We start from the raw sequence: 20,029 nt of genomic DNA, 5'->3' as shown, positions 1-20,029 counted from the left end.
AAACTCCCGCCAGCCCGCCGCGGCGGCGTGCTCAGATGCAAGCCCTACCCTGAGATCACGCCATGCACCCCGTCCTCAAGTCCCTTTCAGCCGCCGGCATTGCCGCCGCGTTCTGTGCGAGCGCCTCCGCGCAACCTGCACAAGACGCCATCCGCCCGCCTGCCATCCTTCCCCTCGGCAGCGAGCCCGCACCAAGGCTGGTCCCCTACGCGGCACTGCCGGAGCCGCTCGCGCGCGGCGTCGTCATCGTCCAGTTTCGCACCGAGAATTTCCGAGTCATGCCGGTATTCGGCAAGGCCGCCGCCGAGATCTCGCCTCGCATCGGGCACCTGCACGTGACGGTTGACGATGCCCCCGGTACATGGGCCCATACGAGCGAGGATCCGATCATCGTGGTGGGGCTCACGCCGGGGCCGCACAGGCTGCGCCTGGAACTGGCCGATCCCGGCCACAAGATCCTCGCCACCGAGGTGGTCGCCGTCACGGTGCCCGACGTGAAGGCCCCGGGCTCGTCGCCGGCATCGCCCTCCGGATCCCACCGGCATTGACCAGATTCTTGCCGGTCTGTAGCGCGCACGATCGGCCGCTTTCGCTGAGCGTTTCGGTGTCTCCCGCGACGGCATGGAAATCCGCACGGTGTTCGAGACCCAACCGCTTCAGCCTGCCGCAGCGAGGGCAGATTCGGGGGCACGGCGAAAGCTGATGGCGAGCCGATTATAGGCATTCATCAGCCCGACGGCCATGGTGAGGTCCGCGAGTTCCTTTTCGCTGAACACCGCCGCAGCCCGTCGAAAGTCTTCGTCGGGCACATGAGTGTCCGCCACAAGGGTGACAGACTCCGTCCACGCCAGCGCCGCCTGCTCGCGCTCGCTGAATAACGGCCCCGCTTCCTCCCAGGCCTGCACAAGCGCGAGCTTTGCCGGCGTAACACCCTTCTTGATCAGGTCGCGGGTATGCATATCGAGGCAATACGCGCACCCATTGATCTGGCTCACGCGCAGATAGACCAGTTCGACGAGGACGTCTTCCAGGCCTGACTGCATGACATAGCCGTATACGCCGCCAAATGCCTTGACGCCACCCGCCGATACCTTGGTGTAGTCCAGTCTCATTTCAGACTCCTAGTTATCGTTGATGGTCAGTTCCGTTTCGGCCGTATCGACCACGAACACAGCCAGCAGCTTTGCCGGCCGGGTCTTGCTCGCATTGCGGCTCACCGGATGGCGGGAACCCGGGTTTTCGAAGAAGCTCTCGCCCGCCCGGTAGACACGTTCCGGCTCGTCGTTCACCTTGCTGGCGATGCTGCCCGAAACGACGTATGCATAGATGAACGACGACTTGGCATGGGCGTGCGGCAGCGAAGCACCACCGGGGGGGTAGAACACCTCGACAGCAATGAGCGACTTGCCCGGGATATTGGGAATCTCCCTCGCGAAATTGGGCTTGACCGTGTCGCCAGCGCCGTGCGCCGCTGCGACTCCGGTAAAGGCCATGCCCGTTGCCGCCAGCAGGGAGAGAAGAATGCGTTGCAGTTTCATGTTTTGCTCCTGGGAGGCTAGAATCATGCGCCCCACCTGGTTCACAAAAAAGAACCAAAAACCCAATCTTTCAATGCACCAGAGGCGATGGCCAGCATCCTGGATCTGAAGCTGGACCGTGCGTCCAGAACCTCACTGTCGGAACAGATACGGCTGGGTATCACCGGTGCGATCGAGAGTGGCGTACTGGTTCCAGGCGCCAGGTTGCCGTCGTGGATCGACCTCGCTGCCCAGCTCGGCGTGGCGCGAGGCACTGTCAAGACTGCCTACGAGCGGCTGTCCGATGCGCAACTGGTGGTTTCATCGCGTGCCGGCGGCACCAGGGTTTCCGACCATGCCGCGGCCGCAAGGCCACAGGCGGAACAGGCGCGTTCGGTCGAGACCGACCTGCGCTCGGCGCTGTACCAGCATTTCCTGCCGGGCCCCGCCGTGTTCCAGATGGGCGTGCCGGCATCAGACTGCTTCCCCGCCCCCTTGTTCGCACGGCTGCGATCGCGTGCGGCACGTGACGAGGTGGAGGCGCCGGCGGCCTATCCGGATCCGCGCGGCGAGCATGCGCTGCGCAGAGAGATCGCGGCGCACCTGGCATTGTCCCGGGCGATTGAATGCCAGCCGTCGCAGGTCTTCATCACCGCGGGCTTTACCGGTGCGCTCGGTGTCACGCTGCGGGTGATCCAGGCCGAAGGCCGACAAGCCTGGGTCGAGAACCCGGGATTTCTTCCCAGTCGCAGAGCCATGGCACTGTCCCGGCTCACGACGGTTCCCATCCCGGTCGATGAAGACGGCATCGACGTCGGCTACGGCCAGGCGCATGCACCGGACGCCGCGGTGGCGCTGGTCACCGCGGGTCAGCAGGCACCTCTGGGCCCGACACTCTCACTCGGTCGCCGCGTGCAACTCATCGAGTGGGCCAGCCGCACCGGTGCGTGGATCATCGAGGACGACTACCTCGGCGAACTCCAGCTCAGGCGCCGGGCCGCTCCCGCACTGGCATCGCAGGATCGGGCCGGACGCGTCATCCATATCGGGTCTTTCAGCAAGACGCTCAGTCCGACGCTGCGGCTCGGCTTCGTGGTCGTGCCGCCTGGCCTGGTATCGCGCTTCGAGGAAGTCGTTGCCTGCCTCGCTTCCGCGCCAGGGCCGGCGGTGCAAATGGCGACCGCCGAGTTTATGCGGGATGGACACTACCTGCGCCACTTGCGCCGCATGAAGCGCATTTACGCAGCCCGCAGCGATGCGCTTCTGGCTGCGCTCGACGCCAGGGAATGCCAGGCCTATGCGGCAGGCCTGGCCGTAGTGGTGAGACTGCCGGACGGCGCCGACGACCAGAGGATTGCTCGGGAAGCCTATGCCTACGGGCTGGCACCCGCACCGTTATCGGGATGGTTCTGCTCCGCCTCCACGCAACGGTCCGGCCTGCTTCTTGGTGTCGCGACGGCGATTGAACACCAGGTTCCGGCTGCCTGCGACCGCCTGCAGCAACTGATCCGCAAGTTCTCATAGTGCACCGGCAGGCGGGCAATCGGGATAATCGGTGCCTTCAAGCCGGTCCAGCTGGGTATCCGCCACATTACCGGGCCGGATCCTGAACCAGATCGCGTACATGGCCGGCAGGAACACCAGCGTCAGGATCGTCCCGGCGAAGGTTCCGCCGATCAGCGTGTAGGCCAGCGCGCCCCAGAACACCGAATGGGTCAGCGGAATGAAGGCCAGGATCGCGGCCAGCGCGGTCAGGATCACCGGCCGCGCACGCTGGACGGTGGCTTCCACCACGGCACTGAACGGGTCCAGCCCTTCGTTTTTGTTGTGCTGGATCTGCCCGATCAGGATCAGCGTGTTGCGCATCAGGATGCCCGACAGCGCGATCAGTCCGACCAGCGCGTTGATGCCGAACGGCTGGCCGAACAGGAGCAGGGTCGGCACCACGCCGATCAGGCCGAGCGGGCTGGTCAGGAACACCATCACCATCGCCGGGATGGACCGTACCTGGAAGATCAGGATCAGCAGCGTAACCGCGAGCATGATCGGGAACAGCGGCAGCATGGCTTGCGTGGCCTTGCCCGATTCTTCAATAGAGCCTGCCTGTTCGATGCGGTATCCGCCCGGCAGCTTCTCGATGACGGGCTGCAACTGCTTGCCGATGGCCGTCGACACGTCCGGGGGTTGCAGGCCATCGGCAATATCGCCCCGCACCGTGATGGTCGGCATGCGGTCGCGCCGGCGGATGATGGGCTCTTCCATGCGCACCTCGATCTGGCCCACCTGGGAAAGCGGGATGCGCTGCCCGTTGGCGCCGGCCAGCGTGAAGTCGCCAATCCTGGCGGGATCGAGCCGGACCTCGCCCGCCGAGCGCGCGGTCACCTGCACGGTGCGGATGTCCTCGCGCACGGCCGTCACCGGAATGCCGTCGAGCAGGAATTGCAGTTGCTGCGCGACGGCGCTGGAGGTCAGCCCCACCGCCTGCAGGCGATCCTGCTGCAAGGTGAAATGCAGCGTCGGCACCCGCGCCCCCCAATCGGTATTAACCGTGCGCATCATCGGGCTCGCGTCCATGACGTGGCGCACCTCGGCCGCAATCTGCCGCAGCGTCTGCGGGTCCGGCCCCGTCACGCGGTAGGCAACCGGGAACGGCGAGTACGGGCCGAACACGAGCTGCGTCACCCGCACACGCGCCTCCGGGGCGAGGCCATCGGCGATCGCCTGGCGCAGGCGCAGCTTCAGCGCATCGCGCTCTTGCTGGCCATCGGTGCGGATCACGATCTTGGCGAACGACGGATCCGGCAGTTCCGGCCCCATTGCCAGATAGAAGCGCGGCGCCCCCTGGCCAATGTAGGACGTGACGATGCCGGCTTCCTTCTGCTTCGCGAGCCAGGCTTCGACCTTGGCCGTCGCGGCGCTGGTCTGGTTGATCGACGTGCCATAGGGCATCTGCACTTCGACCAGCACTTCGGGACGATCCGAGATCGGGAAGAACTGCTTCTTGACCACCGCCATGCCGAGGATGGCCAACGCAAACAGTCCCACCACCGAACCCGCAACCAGCCATTTGCGTGCAATCACGCGCCCGAGCAATTGCCGGAAGCGGTTGTAGCGCGGCGTGTCGTAGATCGCTTCGTGGCCGCCTTCGACCTGCCTGAAGTCGGGCAGCATCTTTACGCCCAGGTAAGGCGTGAACACGACGGCGACGACCCACGACGCGATCAGCGCAATGCCGACGATCCAGAACATGTTGCTGGTGTATTCGCCCGCGGTGGATCGCGCAAAGCCATTGGGCATGAAGCCCACCGCCGTCACCAGCGTCCCCGACAGCATGGGGGCCGCGGTATGGCTCCAGGCATAGGCCGAAGCGGCCACGCGGCTGTAGCCCTCTTCCATCTTCACCACCATCATTTCGATGGCGATGATGGCGTCGTCGACCAGCAGGCCCAGCGCCAGGATCAGCGAGCCGAGGGTGATGCGGTCAAAATTCTTGCCTGTGGCGGCCATCACCACGAACACCACCGCCAGTGTCAGCGGCACCGCCGCCGCCACCACCAGCCCCGCGCGCCAGCCCATGCTGACGAAACTCACCAGCATCACCACCAGCAGCGCGGCGAAGAACTTGAGCATGAACTCATCGACGGCGGCGCTGATGTTGACCGCCTGGTCGGTGACCTTGGTCAGGCTCATGCCGAGCGGCATGTCCGCGTTGATGGCGCTGACCTCGTGGTCCAGCGCCTGGCCCAGGTCCAGCCCGTTCCAGCCTTCGCGCATGACGATGCCGAGCAGCAAGGCTGGCTGCCCGCCGTTGCGCACCATGAAGGTGGCCGGTTCTTCATAGCCGCGCCGGACCGTGGCAAGGTCGGACAGCTTCACGGTGCGGCCCTGCGACACCACCGGCGTATCGCGGATCTTTTGCAGCTTGTCGAAGGCGCCGTCAAGGCGGATCAAGACCTGCGGCCCTTTCGTCTCCACGGAGCCTGCCGGCGTCAGGGCATTCTGGCTGTTGAGTGCCGTGAATACGTCCTGCGGGCTCACCCCCAGCGTGGCGAGGCGCTCATGGGAAAACTCGACATAGATGCGCTCGGGCTGCTCGCCGATGAGGTTGACCTTCTTCACGCCGGGCACGCGCAGCAAGCGCTGGCGCAGCGTCTCGGCGTCGCGCACGAGCGCGCGTTGCGGCTCGCCCTGTGCCTTGAGCGCGAACAGCGCGAAGGTGACGTCCGCATATTCGTCATTGAGCAACGGCCCGATCACGCCGGGCGGCAGGTTGGCCACCTCGTCGCCGGCTTTCTTGCGCGCCTGGTAGAACTCCTGCTGGACGTCGGCTGGCGGCGTGCTGTCGAGCAGGGTCAAGGTGGTGAACGCCAGCCCTGGCCGGGTGTAGGTTTCGGTGCGGTCGTACCAGCGCAGCTCCTGCATGCGCTTTTCGATCTTCTCGGCCACCTGGTCCTGCATTTCCTGCGCGGTGGCGCCGGGCCACGCGGTGACGATGGTCATCACCTTGACTGTAAAGGCGGGGTCTTCCGCCCGGCCCAGCTTGAAGAAGGCAATGAGGCCCGCCACGGAAATCAGGCAGATCAGGAACAGCGTGACCGCGCGCTCGCGCACCGCGAGTGCCGACAGGTTGAAACGACCCTGGCTCACAGGCGTACCCCCGCGATGGCAGTATGCGCACCCTGGCCGGCCACGCGGACCTGCTGTCCTTCGCGCAGCAGCTGAGCGCCAAGCGTGACGATCCGGTCCCCTTGCCTGAGCTGGCCTGCAACCTGGGCATCTTCGTCGCCGAGGCGCACGAGGGTGACGGATCGCCACGACACCCGGGCCGGATCGCCCTGGACGACCCACACGCCCGGGCCCTTGCCCGCATCGAACACGGCGCCCAGCGGCACCTGCAGTTCGCCTTGCGCGGCGGCAGCCCGATCGGCGACCTGGATCGTCACGGTGGCGCCCAGCGGCGCGCTGGCCAGTTCGCCCTCCAGCACATAGCGCGCTTCGAAGGTGCGGGTAAGCCGGTCGGCAGCGTCTGACAGCTGCCTCAGCCTGGCGGGCACGCCGGCGCCGTCCTTGCCGAAAAGCGTGGCCTGTGCGGCCGAGCCCAGCGCCGGCCGCAAGGTCTCCGGCAACTGGACCACCGCTTCGCGGCGGCCAGCGTGCGCCAGGCGCACGACAGCCTGGCCCGCGTTGACGACCTGGCCGGGCTCGGCCAGCGTTTCCACGACCACGCCGTCGCCATCGGCGACCAGCTCGGCGTAGCGACTGGCGTTGCGTGCCACATCGGCCTGCGCCTGGGCCGCGCTCAACTGGGCCCTGGCCGCGTCCGCCGCCGCCTTGGCCTGGTCATAGGCCGAGGCTGAAATTGCGCCCGTGCCGCGCAGATCGCGATAGCGGGCTTCGTCTTCGGCCGTCTGTTGCGCACGTGCCCGTGCGGCGCTCACGGTCTCTTGCTGCGCCTGCGCGGCGAGCTTCAGATCGACCGGATCGATACGCATCAGCGGCTGCCCGCGCCTGACGGTTTGCCCGGCATCCACCAGCCGTTCCAGCACCTTGCCAGGCACGCGGAAGCCGAGATCGCTCTGCACCCGGGCTGCGACGACCCCTGTGAAGGAACGCGATGCGGCGGCCACTGGCTGCACCAGCGTGGCCCGCACCAGCGGCGCCTCGCTGCGCGGGTCGGCAGTGGGCGTTTCGCAGCAAGCGATCAATGCCAGCGGCAATGCACAAATAACGGCAGTGGTAACAAAGCGGCGCGAAAGCATGAAAGCCCCATCGACGAAAGGATCTGGGCTTTCATTCTGATTCTTGTGACCATTTTAGTCAATGGTCACACACGAAAAATCTGCGCCTCAGGGGGAAAGGCTGCGCAGCACCAGGCTGGAAAGCAGCCCGGGCGCACTTTCCGTGTGATCAAAGCTGTGCTGCAGGAGCAACGGGTTCATATAAGGGCGCAGCACCAGGTAGATGGACATCGTGGTCTCGTCCAGCGGCGTCTTGCGCTCGAAGTCTCCGCTCTCCCTGCCTTGCTGCAGGACCTCGCGCAGCAGCTTACGGATGCTTTCCTCGTAGGCGATCACCGCTTGCCAGCGCTCGGTCGCTGCCGACGCCGCGATCTCGTACAGCTTGCGCTCGTGCGAAAACAGGCGAAGGCTGGCCTCGGTCAGGGCCCTGAACAGGCGCCGGAGCTTCTCCGGCGGGGAATCGGCATCGGCCACGGCGGCATTCACCTCGGCCTCGATCTCGCGCAGGCAGTTGGCGCAGATCATCTCGCCAATGGCCTGCTTGGACTCGAAGAACTTGTAGATGTAGGCCTTGGAAAAGCCGATGGCCTTGGCCAGGTCGGAAACGGCGGTTTTCTCGTAGCCGTAGCGGCTGAAGTGCTCGGTGGCCGCAGCGACGATCTGGTCGCGCACGTCGTGGTCCGCCGGGCCGCGGGCGGGGACGGGGTAAGGAGTGGCTGTCATGGGCATCAGCTTACGCGAGTCGCGATAGTTGAACAACTTGTGACCATTTTGTACTATAGTCACTAAAATTCCGATTCCGATGGAAGTCACATGTTGCCAAAGCGTTCCTTTGCCGCCCTCTTCGTTGCCAGCCTGGTTAGCGCTTGTGCCGTCGGCCCGGACTATGTGAAGCCCGACGTACCGGTGCCTCAGCGATTCCAGGGCCAGGCCGCAGTCGACCAGCGCACGGCCAGCTCCACAGCCGACCTGTCGACGTGGTGGACCGGCTTTGGCGATCCGCAGCTCACGCGGTTCGTACAACTCGCGCTGGAACAGAACCTGGACCTCGCGCAGGCGTTCGCCCGCGTCACGCAAGCCCGCGCCGGCCTTGGCGCAGCCAACGCCGCGCTGCTGCCCTCCGGCAATGTCACCGGCCAGGCCGCACGTGCCTACCAATCCGTCGAAACCCCTCTGGGCCGCGTGTTGAGTGCGACGCCGGGCTTCGACCGTTACGGCAACGCTTTCGAGGCCAATGCCAGCGCAAGCTGGGAGCTGGACGTATTCGGCGGCCTGCGCCGTGGCCGCGAGGCGGCACTGGCGGACTACCAGGCCTCCCAGGCAGCCGCGGTCGCCACACGGCTGGCCGTGGCCGCGCAGACCGCCGACATCTACATCGCCATCCGCGGCTTGCAGACGCGCCTGAAGGTCGCCCGCCAACAGGCGCAGACGCAGCAGGATTTGCTCTCCACCGTCAACCTGCTCTACGGCAAGGGCTTGGCTGCCGAGCTTCAGGTCAGGCAAGCCGAAGGCGCACTCGCGCAGGTTCGCGCTTCCATCCCGCAGCTTGAAGCCGCCCTCGATGCGGCCATGCACGCGCTGGACGTGATGCTCGGCACGCTGCCGGGCACGCACCGGGCGGAGCTTGCGCAAGGCGCGGACATCCCGGCCGCGCCACAGCTTGCCATGACAGGATCGCCCGGCGAATTGCTGCGACGTCGCCCCGACCTGATCGTTGCCGAGCGCCGATTGGCGGCCGCCAACGCGCGCATCGGCGTCGCCATGGCGGAGTACTACCCGAAGTTCTCGCTCGGCGGCCTGCTGGGCAGCGCCACCTCGTTGGGTGCCGGAAGCCTGTTCGGCGGTGGTGCCAGCCAGTTTGCCGGCGTGCTCGGCCTGCGCTGGCGGCTGTTCGATTTCGGCCGCATCGATGCGCAAATCGCCCAGGCCAGGGGGCAAGAGGCGGAGATGCTGGCCGCGTACCGGCTCGCCGTGCTGCGCGCGGCGGAAGACGTGGAAAACGCATTCTCTGGACTGGTCAAGCGCGAGGAGCAGGCAGACGTGCTCGCACAAGGCGTGGACTCGCTCGGCCGCGCCCGGAACGCTTCGTTTGCCGCCTACCAGAAAGGCGTCGTCAGCCTGATCGAGGTCCTGCAGGCCGATGACAGCCTGTTGCGCGCCTCAGATGCGCGCGCGCAGGCGCAAACGGAGGCGGCGCGCGCCGCCGTCGCGGCATTCAAGGCGCTGGGCGGTGGCTGGCAGCCGGGCGAATCGGCAGCCGTTGCCAGCAACTAGGTCCGCCTATGGCTGCGGATCCCGGCGCAGCGCATCGGGCTCCAGGTCACAGCGACTTCAGATACTCCGCCAGGTCAGCAATATCCTGGCTGCTCAGCCCCAGTCCCCGCTTGGTGTTGTAGGTCGTCACGACATCGGACAAAGTCGCCGCGGAGCCGTCATGGAAATAGGGAGGGTGTTGCCATGCCCCCTTCAGCGGCGTGGTCCGGTATTGCCTGGTCGCGGAGCGCGAGGCGTAGCTTGGGCTCTCCGGTTCCGCCATCGAGTCGCCGGGCGGGTGCAGCAGCGAGTTGGCATCGGTAAATGCGGGGCCACTATGGCACGTGACGCACCGGCCCGCGCCTTCGAAGAGAGCCTTGCCCCGCAGTGCCGCCGCGGGGTCGAAACTGCCGGCCGGCGGCGGCGGAGCGCCCAGGGATAGCTGATACGCTTGCAGGGCCGGAAGCTTGCTGGTGACAAGGTCCACCGTTCCATTCGTGATGGAGATATTCAGGCGCGGCTCGGATACGGAGCCAAGGCCTCCCATCTGGGAGACCGCGACATACCGGTTCCAGTACATGATGTCTTCGCCATCGCCGGTAAAGGTAATGCGATGAATACCGGCCAGCCCGAAGGCGGGCGGTATCACGACCGGCTTGCTGAGGCCGTCGATATTGCTGCGGGGGTCGTACTTGCCTGCACCCCAGGCGTTCAGGACCTTTTTCATGGCCTCGTCAATGGCCGGTGACAGCGCGATGATCGCGCCGGGATTGAGATCCCGATTGGGCCATCCGTCCAGCCGCTTGCCGATGCCCGGCGCGAACGAGTTGTCCACCGTCGAATGACAGAGCGCGCAGGTAGTGCCGACGCGGGTGAGCCGGTCTACCCCATTGACGGTCTCGACGGTTCCCTTGATGCCGACGACAGCGTTCAGTTTCAGCAGCGCCACCGTCGTAGCCGGGCTCTTGAGGTCGATCGTGCCATTGCGGATTCCATTTGCGACAGCCTCGGGCAAGGCCTCCGCGTCCACCTTGAGGCCGACGGAAAATGCGGTCAGGGGATCCACCGAGCTGGCGATGACCTCGTGCATCCTCAGGTGATCGGTCCACTTCGCTTCGTCGCCGAAGGTGTCGAAGCGAAATATCTGCTTGCCCTGCTCGACCAGGGCCTTCTGCGCCGCTTCCGTGCCGGCCGCATCCGTTCCTCCCCCGCCAGAACTGCCGCCGCATGCCGCGGCGGCCCCCACCGCGGCCGCCGTGACGAGTGCATTTGCCAGCCTCCGTCGAACCATTCGCTGCATCGCCGGCTGCCGCAGCGGTACCGGCTGCACTTCCATTCCAGGTGTCAGTGCGGAGGGTTGCCTTTTCATGATCGACGTCCTTGTCAGGATGAGATGCAGCAACTGAAATAAAACAACCGGCATGTCTCCAACGGCAGTCGCCCGAACTTGCCCGTTGCATATGTCGTTAGACGCTGGCAGGCGCAGGAAGGTGACACGAGGCCTGGACCACATGGCGAGGGGTTGTGGCCGGATGTGCTTGCCTATGATTACTGGCGCGTGGTTCGGCTTCAGGCGAGGGATGGCAGCGAGGGCATGTCCCCGGCTCGACTGTCACCTTTCTGGCAGCAGTGCCGTCTAATTAGCGGGAACGGGAAAGGAGCGAGATCTCCAATATGGACAAGAACCGGGATCCCAGGCTCCCCATGCCGTCTGGCGCCGATGCCACCACCGATGCCGACCTGGTTGCCAGCGCCCGCGCCGGCACCGCGTCCGCCTTCGAGGTCATCATGCGGCGTAACAACCGTCTGTTGTTCCGCACGGCCCGCGGCGTGGTTGCGGATGATGCCGAAGCCCAGGATGTCGTGCAGGAAACCTACCTGCGCGCCTTTACCAGCCTGGAATCGTTTCGCGGAGAGGCCGCGCTGAGCACCTGGCTGGCGCGCATCGCCATCAATGTCGCCCTGACAGCGCAGCGCAAGAGAACCCGGCTCGTCCAGATGGAAGCACGGGGTGAAGAAGAAGATTTTCCTGGCGAACCTTTACAGGAGAACATGATGTCCTTCCGCGCCGCCGACGACGAATCACCCGAAGCCATGGCCGAACGCGGTCAGGTGCGCAAGCTGCTGCAGGCCGCGGTCGAAAACCTGCCGCCGATCTACCGCTGCGTGTTCATCCTGCGGGCCGTCGAAGACATGAGCGTAGAGGAAACGGCTTATTGCCTTGGCGTAAGCGGTGACGTGGTCAAGACGCGCTTCCTGCGGGCCCGCCTGATGCTGCGCGAATCCCTGGCCCAAGAGGTAAAGCCCTATCTGCAGAGCACGTTCGGTTTTGCCGGCGCACGCTGCGATGCGGTGGTCTGTCACGTGTTCGCCGCCCTGCGCGAGCGCGGGCTGGTCCGCTCGCAATGACGACGAGGAGACAGACCCCGTAACCAGCGATCAGGTGGCAAGTTGCGGCGCATCGATAAAGAAAAGGGAGCTGGATCGCTCCGAGTCCTTGATTCTTGCTGGTGGAGCGGTGGTGGGCATCCTGGGCATGGACCTGTCAGAAATTTTGTGTTTAGGGCATAACATGTCGCCAAGGAGCATGTATGCCACGCAGAACCAAGACGAGCCAGGCCGCCGACCGTGAGCTGCCGACCATCCCGGAGGACTTGATTGCCCATTTCGTCAAGGGCCCGATGACTGCCGAGGCGGTCCAGGACGCGTCGATGGCGTTCAAGAAGGCCCTGATCGAACGCGCCCTGGGCGCTGAGCTTGGCCATCACCTGGGCTACGCGGCTGGCGCCGAGCGCCCGGCCGGCACGGTCAACCAGCGCAATGGCAAGAGCGCCAAGACCCTTCTGACCGAGGACGGTCCGCTGCGGGTGGACATCCCGCGCGACCGCGACGGCAGTTTCGATCCGATTCTGATCCCCAAGCACGAGCGGCGCTTCACCGGGTTCGACGACAAGATCATCGCCATGTACGCCCGGGGCATGACCGTGCGCGAGATCCAGGCGTTCCTGGCCGAGCAGTACGGCACCGAGGTCTCGCCCGAGTTCATCAGCTCGGTGACCGATGCGGTCATGGACGAGGTCACCACCTGGCAGGCCCGCCCGCTGGAGGCGATGTACCCGGTGGTGTTCTTCGACGCGCTGCGGGTCAAGATGCGCGAGGACGGCGTGGTGCGCAACAAGGCCGTCTACCTGGCCTTGGGCGTGCTGCCCGACGGCACGCGCGACATCCTGGGCCTGTGGATCGAGACCACTGAAGGCGCCAAGTTCTGGATGAAGGTGTTCAACGACCTGAAGACCCGGGGCACGCAGGACATCCTGATTGCCGTCACTGATGGGCTCAGGGGCATGGAGCAGGCCTTGAACGCGGTGTTCCCTCACACGACGCTGCAGACCTGCATCGTGCATCTGATCCGCAACAGCCTGGAGTACGCCAGCTGGAAGGAACGCCGGGCCGTAGCGGCGGCGCTCAAGCCCGTGTACACGGCACCCACTGTCGAGGCTGCGCTGGCCGAACTGGAAGCCTTCGAGAAAGGGCAATGGGGTCAGCGGTATGCACCGATCGGCGCATCCTGGCGTCGCGCCTGGGATCAGGTGATCCCGTTCTTTACGTTCCCGCCGGCGATCCGCAAGATCATCTACACAACGGATGAAGTTGACAAGCGCGCGGTGTGCTTTCGGTCGTTTATGGCGTCCGTATTGGTGGCCACGGAGCGCGTACCGCACTTGCCTGCGGTCGCGCTTGCTTCCAGCGCGAGAACAGGCGTTGGTAAGCCTGCTCGGCTTGCTCGCCGGCTGCACGCTCCAAATCCCGGACGGACTTCAGATTGTAGGCGGCGGCAGACCCCTTGCGGCTACCGCGACGCGCAGGAGGCATGCCTGCCTGCAGTTCCAGTTCACGGGTCTTGCGCGCAGTGAGCGCCGGGCGATCCCAGGCGAAGGATTCGTTACGCGTGAGGACGTGCCAGACGATGATTGCCAGCTTGCGTGCCGTGGCAACGGCCGCGATCTGCTGACCGCGACGATCGCGGACACGTAGGAAGAACGCACGGACGGGGCCGGCTGTTTGGGCTGCGGCCCAGGCAGCCTCGACCAGCATGGCACGCGCGTAGGAACGTCCGCGCTTGCTGATGTGTCCGTGCTTTGCTGGTTGCAAGCCGGATTGGTAGACCGAAGGATTGAGGCCAAAGTAGCTGACCAGTTTCTCCGGCGAGCGAAAGCGAGCGATATCGCCGATGGCCGAGATCAACCCGATCGCAACAGTGGTGTTGATGCCGGTGATGGTCAGCAGCTTGCGCAGCCTGTCGTCCTGAATAGCGGATTGGGCCAGGACGCGCTCAACCTGCTGCAGATTCTCTGCCAGCCTGTCGAGCTCATGCAACCGCTGGTCGATCCCGATGCGTTCGTCCATGGGTAGCGGCTGCAGGCTCAGCCAGGCCCGCCCTTTCTTGCCAAACAGGTCTGTGGCGGGACATCGTTCGATGAGATGGGCTGCAAGGACAGCGTGAATCTCATTCTTGAGCCGCGTCCGCTGCCGCACGATCTGGGCGCGGCGCGACACCTGCCGCCGCATCGCTTGCGTGGCCTCGTCTGGAATCCACACCTCGGGCAGGAAGCCACTCGCATAGAGTTGCGCAAGGATCGCCGCATCGATCTTATCCGTCTTCACGCGGGCCTCAGCGATCAGGCGGACTTGCAAGGGGTTGGCGACAATCACTTTGCCGACATGACCTGTCAGCACGTTCGCGATGGCGATCGTGTTGCCGGTCGCCTCGAGTACCACGTGGTCGTCGGGCTTCAGCTTGGCAGCAAAGCGTTCCAGCTCGTCGCGTCGCAGTCCGACGCGCCCGCCGGCACGTAGCAGGCCGTTCTCCAAATAGGCGATCTCGGCCACTGATCGCGATACATCCAGTCCTATCACTCGCATTGGCGTCTCCCATGGGAAACATTGCAAATGGGAGCCGGTGGGACAGCACGACAACTACGGATTCGCGCTCGCAGCGCAACCGGGCGGGTCGCAGGGGCGGCCAACTACTAACACGAGCTCGCAGCTCAACGTATATGAACGGCCTGCCCACCCGAAGTGCTCCCCGGTGCCCCTGTCCCGGATGGTCGAACCATACACCAAGTTACGCGGTGAGGAGAGGGAGGGCACCGGTTCCTATCATGCCGGTTACGAATGCCATCGAGAGTATCAATGCGCAGCTGCGCAAGATCATCAAGACGCGCGGTCACTTCCCCAGCGACGAGCCGGCGACCAAGCTGCTATGGCTGGCCCTGCGCAACATCACCGGCAAGTGGGGCAGCTCAACACACGACTGGAAGGCTGCCATGAACCAGTTCGCCATCCTTCGAAGAGCGCTTCACCCACCCGCATCGTTGAGATAATCCTGGCTCACCGTTCAAGTTGCGGTGAGCCTTTACCTGCCCTGCACCCAAAAAAGCTGACAGGCCTCCTGGGCATAGATCGCCGCGCAACAAACTCCCAATTCCCAACGGGCTATCCCTCAACGCCACGCCTGAGTGAACTCGCTGATCACCCTCTCCAGGTGGTTACGCATTGCCGCCCGCGCCGCTGCCGCGTCGCGCGCCATCACCGCCGCGAAGATCTGCTGATGGTCTTCCTGCGATGCCTCCCGCAGCCGCGTGGTATGGAAGTGTTCCTCAATCTTGCCCCATAGCGGATCGCTGCGTCCGCTGTCCCACAGTGCGGTGACCATATGCAGCAGGACCCTGTTGCCGGTCGATTCGGCCAGGCACAGGTGGAACTGCCGGTCCGCCGCCTCGTTGGCCTGCTTGTCGTCCATGTGCTCGCGCATCAGGCTCAGGGCCGCGAACATGCGGTCAAGGTCGCCATCCTTACGCTCGCTGGCCGCCAGGCCGGCGATTTCCGATTCGATTAAGACTCGGGCGCGCAGCGATTCTATCGGCCCCGGCCGCCAGGGCATCTCGAACGGCTCGCCACCAGGCGCGGGCGTTTCTGCGCAGACGTAGATCCCGGAGCCGCCGCGCACTTCGACTAGTCCCTGCACCTCCAGCGCGATGATGGCCTCGCGCACCAGGGTACGGCTGACGCTGAACCGCTCGGCCAGCGTGCGTTCGGATGGCAGCCGCATGCCGGCGGAGAACTCTCCGGATACGATCAATGCCTGCACCTGGCTGGCCAGGCTCAGGTACGAACGGTCGCTGGCCGCTGGCGGGTTCTCGACGGTCGCACGGGTTACAAGATCGCTGGGGGAATGTGTCATCGCAGGTTAGGCGGCATTTGCCAAGTATGAGCACCGGTTGACCTGGCCCGAGAAGGCATATCGGGCAGTGCCTGTTGCACACCATGGTAAACCATGACGGCGAAATTGGGCAACCACACGCACAATTGGTGAACCACTTAATTCAACCCGGCACACCAAAGCCGCGTGACGATCAGGCCATGACGGGGCGCGGGTTCAGACCAGATCGCCATTCCGCCCCTTCTGCCGCAACAGAGTCGTCTCAAGGAAGCCCCACCCATGAAGATGTCGTTCCGCTGGTTTGGCCCCACCGACCCGATCCCTCTCGAATACATCCGGCAGATCCCGGGCATGACCCACATCGTCTCCGCCATCTACGACGAACCGGTCGGCGAGGTATGGCCGCTGGACAAGATCCTGGCGCTCAAGTCCACCATCGAGGCGGCGGGGCTGCAGTTCAAGGTGGTGGAGTCGGTTCCGGTCCATGAGGACATCAAGCTCGGCAAGCCGACGCGCGAGCGGCTGATCGCGAACTACCAGCAGAACATCAGGAACCTGGCCGCCGCGGGCATCGAGGTCATCTGCTACAACTTCATGCCGGTGTTCGACTGGACCCGTACGGAACTGGCAAAAAAGCTCGATGACGGTTCCACCTGCCTTGCCTTCAGCAACCGCGAGGTCGAACAGATCGACGTCAGCCAGGGTATCGCCCTGCCCGGCTGGGATTCCAGCTACGCGCCAGGAGAACTGCAGTCGCTGCTGGCCGAATATCGTGGTATCGACGAAGGCAGGCTCTGGGAGCACTTGGAGCATTTCCTGCGCGCGATCATTCCGGTGGCCCAGGAGTGCGGCATCAAGATGGCCATTCATCCGGACGATCCGCCGCGCCCCATTTTCGGACTGCCGCGCATCGTCAAGAACCGCGACGACCTGGCACGCATCCTGGGGATCGTCGACACGCCGGCAAACGGTCTGACGCTGTGCTCCGGCTCGCTTGGCGCCGGCCCGCAGAACAACGTCGAGGCGCTGGTGCGCGAGTTCGGCGGCATGGGACGCATCCACTTCGCCCATATCCGCAACGTCAAGATCACGCCGGAAGGCGATTTCGAGGAAACCGCCCACCTGTCGAGTTGCGGATCACTGGATATTGCCGCGATCGTCAAGGCGTACCACGACGTCGGCTTCCAGGGCTATTACCGCCCCGATCACGGCCGCATGATCTGGGGCGAGACGGGCAAGCCGGGATACGGTCTCTATGACCGGGCACTCGGCGCGGTCTATATCAGCGGGATGTGGGAAGCGATGGAAAAGGCGACCTGAAACGCCATGGACTGCGGTCCATTTAAAACATAATCGGAGACCTGTCATGACAATCACTATGAAATCGCGCGTGAATTCGCGCCGTTCCGCATTGATCCTGAGCGTCGCTGTGCTCGGCCTTGGCGCGCTTGCGACGACCGCCGCGTGGGCGCAGACCACCTGGCCAACCAAGCCGGTGACACTGCTGGTTGGCTTTCCGCCCGGTGGCCAGACCGACTTTGCGGGACGTGCGCTGCTTAACGGCCTGCAGAGTTCGCTCGGGCAGTCGTTTGTCATCGACAACAAGGCCGGCGTGAACGGCAATATCGCCTCCATTGAGGTCATGCGCGCGGCGCCCGACGGGAACAAGCTCCTGGTAGGCAACGGCTCGATGACGATCATGCCGCATGTCTACACCAAGCTTGGCATCGTCGATCCGCAGAAGCTGACGCCGATAGGCACGATGCTGCAGTCGCCGCTGGTCCTGGTCGTGCCCGCCAGTTCGCCCATCAAGACTTACGCGCAGTTCGTCGAGGAGGTCAAGGCGCGCGACAAGTCGGGCAAGACCGTCGACTATGGCTCGGGCGGTACCGGCGCATTGCCGCACGTCACGATGGAACTGCTGCGCGAGCGCATGGGCGGCCCCAGGATGAACCATGTGCCCTACAAGGGCAGCAGCCCGGCCATGGTCGACCTGATGGCCGGACGCCTGGATGCGATGTTCGATGCCACGTCGGTCGTGGCGCCTTTCATCAAGTCGGGCCAGTTGCGGCCGCTGATGGTCACGGGACCCAAGCGCGTGGCCATGATCCCGGACGTGCCAACGGCCACCGAGAGCGGCATCAAGGACTTCACCATCATCTCGTTCATCGGCCTGTACGGACCGCCGGGCCTAAGCCCTGACATCGTCAAGAAAGCCAACGCCGCATTGAATACGGCGCTGAAGGACCCGGCCGTGGTCAAGAGCATTGTCGACCGCGGCGACGAGCCCGGCGGCGGCACGCCCGAGCAGCTCGCAACGCTGACCCGCACCCACTACAAGATGTGGGGCGAGGTGGTGAAGGCCAACCACATCACGGCTGATTAAGGCTGCGCAGGCCGGTGAATGCCGGCCTGCTTGCCGGAATTACGAGCCAAGCGACGTTCGTGGCTGGTCAGCAGAACGACGGCTGCCTTGCCCCGGGAGGGCCATGGACCGCACGGCCGTCATCTGTCGCCAAGGCCGACCAAGCGCACCCAAGACGACTTTTTGAATAGCCGAACCGGCTGACCCGCTTCGCTATAGTTCTGCACATCGACAGCGCGTCACGAACTCCGATATCCCGGAACCGGCATGCAAAGAAGAACCTTCCTGAAGCTGGCAGCGGCCTCCGCCCTTGCCACCCAGTTGCCCCGCTGGGCCCTTTCCGCCACCCTGCGCGAGCGCGATCTGTTTTCGCTGGGCGTGGCCAGCGGCGCGCCGGCGCCGGACGGATTCGTGCTGTGGACGCGCCTGCTCGACGGCGCGATCCCTGGCACGCCGCAGGCCGACGCCCAGGGCACCAGCCCGCTGCAGGGACCGCTGACCGTCCGGTGGGAAGTCGCCGAGGACGAAGCATTCCGTCGCATCGTGCGCCGCGGCCAGGCGCAGGCGCTGCCAGAACTCGGCCATTCCGTTCATGTGGAAGTCGATGGGCTGCGCCCCGACCGCTGGTACTTCTACCGTTTCATGCACGGCGACGCAGTCACCGCGCCGGCGCGCACCCGCACCGCGCCGGCGTCCGACACGCTGGCGCCGCGGGTGCGCTTTGCCTTTGCCTCCTGCCAGCGCTGGGAGCAAGGCCACTACGCCGCCTACCGGCAAATGCGGCAGGAAGACCTGGACCTGGTGGTATTCCTGGGTGACTACATCTACGAAGCCGCGGTGCCGGCCAACGCGCGCGCGCACCTGCCGCGCACGCACAGCCTGCCCACCGCGACCAGCCTGCAGGACTTCCGCGACCGCTACGCGCTGTACAAGAGCGACCCGCTGCTGCAGGCCATGCATGCCGCGTGCCCCTGGCTGGTAACCTGGGACGACCATGAAGTGCAGAACGACTATGCGGGACGCGCGGGCAGCGAGCCAGCGGCCGCGTTCCTCGCGCGGCGCACGGCCGGCTACCAGGCGTTCTACGAAAACATGCCAATCCGCGCGAGCGCGCTGGTGCATGGCATGGCGGGACTTGGCACGCCGGATGCGCTGAGCATCCACGCGCGCCACCGCTGGGGCCGGCTGGTCGATTTCCATCTGCTGGACGACCGCCAGTATCGCGATCTCCAGCCCTGCCGCGAACCGGGGCAATTACGCAAGGGCTCCGTGTCCCCAGGCGATTGCAGCGCGCTCGGCGACCCGCGCCGCACCATGCTGGGCAGCGCGCAGGAACAATGGCTGGCACAGGGACTGGTGCAGGACCAGCGCGACCAGACGCGCTGGAGCGCGATCGCGCAGCAGACCATCTTCTCGCGGCGCAACTACAAGGCGCCGCCGCAGGAAGCCTTCCACAGCGACACCTGGGACGGCTATCCGGCCGCGCGCCAGCGCCTGCTCGACAGCATCGCGGCGGCGGCGCCGCGCAATACCGTGTTCATCGGCGGCGATATCCACCAGCACTACGCCTGCAATGTGCTGGCGGACTTCAGCGACCCGTCATCCCAAGTGATCGCCAGCGAGTTCTGCACCACCTCCATCGCCTCGGCCTCGGGCAGCAGCATGGAGAGCGCCGCAAAAATCATGGCCCACAATCCGCATATCGTGCATGCGCGGCCCGACCAGCGCGGCTACACCGTGGTCGAGTCCACGCCGGCACGATGGGCCGCCACGCTGCGCGCCGTGGAAGACGTCACGCGCGCGGACAGCGCGGTCGGCACGCAGGCGGCGTTCGTGGTGGAGGACCGGCGGCCCGGCGTGCAGCTTGTGTCAGCCAGCTAGCCTGACCGCGGATTGTGCTGCCACCAGCCCTGCGCGCCAATCGGGACTTGGA

General features: G+C 65.2%; 15 protein-coding genes and 2 pseudogenes. 9 read left to right on the top strand and 8 right to left on the bottom strand.

Annotated features, from left to right (window positions below):
- Positions 1-62 precede the first annotated feature (62 nt).
- Positions 63-548, top strand: a complete 486-nt coding sequence (locus FHX60_RS14155) for a DUF6130 family protein (protein WP_112777467.1) — start codon at positions 63-65, stop codon at positions 546-548.
- Positions 549-656: 108 nt separating this feature from the next.
- On the opposite strand, the gene FHX60_RS14150 is transcribed toward FHX60_RS14155, so the two are convergent.
- Positions 657-1,112, bottom strand: a complete 456-nt coding sequence (locus FHX60_RS14150; protein WP_183283718.1) for a carboxymuconolactone decarboxylase family protein — start codon at positions 1,110-1,112, stop codon at positions 657-659.
- Between the two features lie 9 nt (positions 1,113-1,121).
- Positions 1,122-1,538 carry a cupin domain-containing protein gene (locus tag FHX60_RS14145; RefSeq protein WP_092317407.1) on the bottom strand — a complete coding sequence of 139 codons (417 nt, stop codon included), beginning with the start codon at positions 1,536-1,538 and terminating at the stop codon, positions 1,122-1,124.
- Positions 1,539-1,625: 87 nt separating this feature from the next.
- On the opposite strand from FHX60_RS14145, the gene pdxR reads away from it, so the two are divergent.
- Positions 1,626-3,041: a MocR-like pyridoxine biosynthesis transcription factor PdxR gene (gene pdxR, locus FHX60_RS14140; protein ID WP_183283717.1), complete on the top strand. Its 1,416-nt coding sequence runs from the start codon at positions 1,626-1,628 to the stop codon at positions 3,039-3,041.
- Here pdxR and FHX60_RS14135 read toward each other — a convergent pair.
- From FHX60_RS14135 to FHX60_RS14125, 3 genes are all read right to left on the bottom strand, one after another.
- Positions 3,036-6,164, bottom strand: coding sequence for an efflux RND transporter permease subunit (locus tag FHX60_RS14135; protein WP_183283716.1), 3,129 nt, complete (start codon positions 6,162-6,164; stop codon positions 3,036-3,038). The genes pdxR and FHX60_RS14135 overlap by 6 nt on opposite strands.
- Complete coding sequence (locus tag FHX60_RS14130; RefSeq protein ID WP_183283715.1) at positions 6,161-7,276, bottom strand: efflux RND transporter periplasmic adaptor subunit; 1,116 nt, start codon at positions 7,274-7,276, stop codon at positions 6,161-6,163. Before FHX60_RS14130 ends, FHX60_RS14135 begins: the two co-directional genes overlap by 4 nt.
- An 87-nt stretch (positions 7,277-7,363) precedes the next feature.
- Positions 7,364-7,978 (bottom strand): TetR/AcrR family transcriptional regulator, encoded by a 615-nt coding sequence (locus FHX60_RS14125; RefSeq protein ID WP_183283714.1) that lies wholly within the window; start codon positions 7,976-7,978, stop codon positions 7,364-7,366.
- 90 nt (positions 7,979-8,068) lie between these two features.
- On the opposite strand from FHX60_RS14125, the gene FHX60_RS14120 reads away from it, so the two are divergent.
- On the top strand, positions 8,069-9,529 hold the full coding sequence (locus FHX60_RS14120) for an efflux transporter outer membrane subunit (protein WP_183283713.1): 1,461 nt from the start codon (positions 8,069-8,071) through the stop codon (positions 9,527-9,529).
- Positions 9,530-9,575: 46 nt separating this feature from the next.
- Here FHX60_RS14120 and FHX60_RS14115 read toward each other — a convergent pair whose 3' ends face one another.
- Positions 9,576-10,931 (bottom strand): c-type cytochrome, encoded by a 1,356-nt coding sequence (locus tag FHX60_RS14115; RefSeq protein ID WP_260163910.1) that lies wholly within the window; start codon positions 10,929-10,931, stop codon positions 9,576-9,578.
- A 251-nt stretch (positions 10,932-11,182) separates the two neighbouring features.
- Between FHX60_RS14115 and FHX60_RS14110 the strand changes: the two genes are divergently transcribed.
- Both FHX60_RS14110 and FHX60_RS14105 read left to right on the top strand, forming a co-directional pair.
- A complete protein-coding gene (locus FHX60_RS14110; protein ID WP_183283712.1) occupies positions 11,183-11,917 on the top strand; it encodes an RNA polymerase sigma factor in 735 nt (244 codons plus the stop codon).
- 182 nt (positions 11,918-12,099) lie between these two features.
- Positions 12,100-13,164 (top strand): annotated as a pseudogene (locus FHX60_RS14105) (IS256 family transposase); the annotation flags it as partial.
- Positions 13,165-13,189: 25 nt separating this feature from the next.
- On the opposite strand, the gene FHX60_RS14100 reads toward FHX60_RS14105, so the two are convergent.
- The gene (locus FHX60_RS14100) at positions 13,190-14,431 is read right to left on the bottom strand and encodes an IS110 family RNA-guided transposase (RefSeq protein ID WP_183283711.1); all 1,242 of its coding nucleotides are present in this window, start codon (positions 14,429-14,431) and stop codon (positions 13,190-13,192) included.
- 236 nt (positions 14,432-14,667) lie between these two features.
- On the opposite strand from FHX60_RS14100, the pseudogene FHX60_RS14095 reads away from it, so the two are divergent.
- A pseudogene (locus FHX60_RS14095) lies at positions 14,668-14,887 on the top strand (transposase); the annotation flags it as partial.
- Positions 14,888-15,011: 124 nt separating this feature from the next.
- Here the strand turns inward: FHX60_RS14095 and FHX60_RS14090 are convergent.
- Entirely contained in the window at positions 15,012-15,752 is a 741-nt protein-coding gene (locus tag FHX60_RS14090) for a FadR/GntR family transcriptional regulator (RefSeq protein ID WP_183283710.1), read from the bottom strand.
- A gap of 258 nt (positions 15,753-16,010) precedes the next feature.
- On the opposite strand from FHX60_RS14090, the gene uxuA reads away from it, so the two are divergent.
- The 3 genes from uxuA to FHX60_RS14075 all read left to right on the top strand — a co-directional run bounded on the left by uxuA (position 16,011) and on the right by FHX60_RS14075 (position 19,977).
- The gene (gene uxuA / locus FHX60_RS14085) at positions 16,011-17,051 is read left to right on the top strand and encodes a mannonate dehydratase (RefSeq protein WP_183283709.1); all 1,041 of its coding nucleotides are present in this window, start codon (positions 16,011-16,013) and stop codon (positions 17,049-17,051) included.
- 46 nt (positions 17,052-17,097) lie between these two features.
- The gene (locus FHX60_RS14080; RefSeq protein ID WP_183283708.1) at positions 17,098-18,117 is read left to right on the top strand and encodes a Bug family tripartite tricarboxylate transporter substrate binding protein; all 1,020 of its coding nucleotides are present in this window, start codon (positions 17,098-17,100) and stop codon (positions 18,115-18,117) included.
- 246 nt (positions 18,118-18,363) lie between these two features.
- Complete coding sequence (locus FHX60_RS14075; protein WP_183283707.1) at positions 18,364-19,977, top strand: alkaline phosphatase D family protein; 1,614 nt, start codon at positions 18,364-18,366, stop codon at positions 19,975-19,977.
- Positions 19,978-20,029 lie beyond the last annotated feature (52 nt).

Source organism: Cupriavidus alkaliphilus (genome assembly GCF_014191175.1).
In the GTDB taxonomy this organism is placed as follows: domain Bacteria; phylum Pseudomonadota; class Gammaproteobacteria; order Burkholderiales; family Burkholderiaceae; genus Cupriavidus; species Cupriavidus alkaliphilus.
The sequence above is the reverse complement of the archived record's forward strand: the minus strand, read 5'-3'. Positions and strand labels throughout refer to the sequence as shown.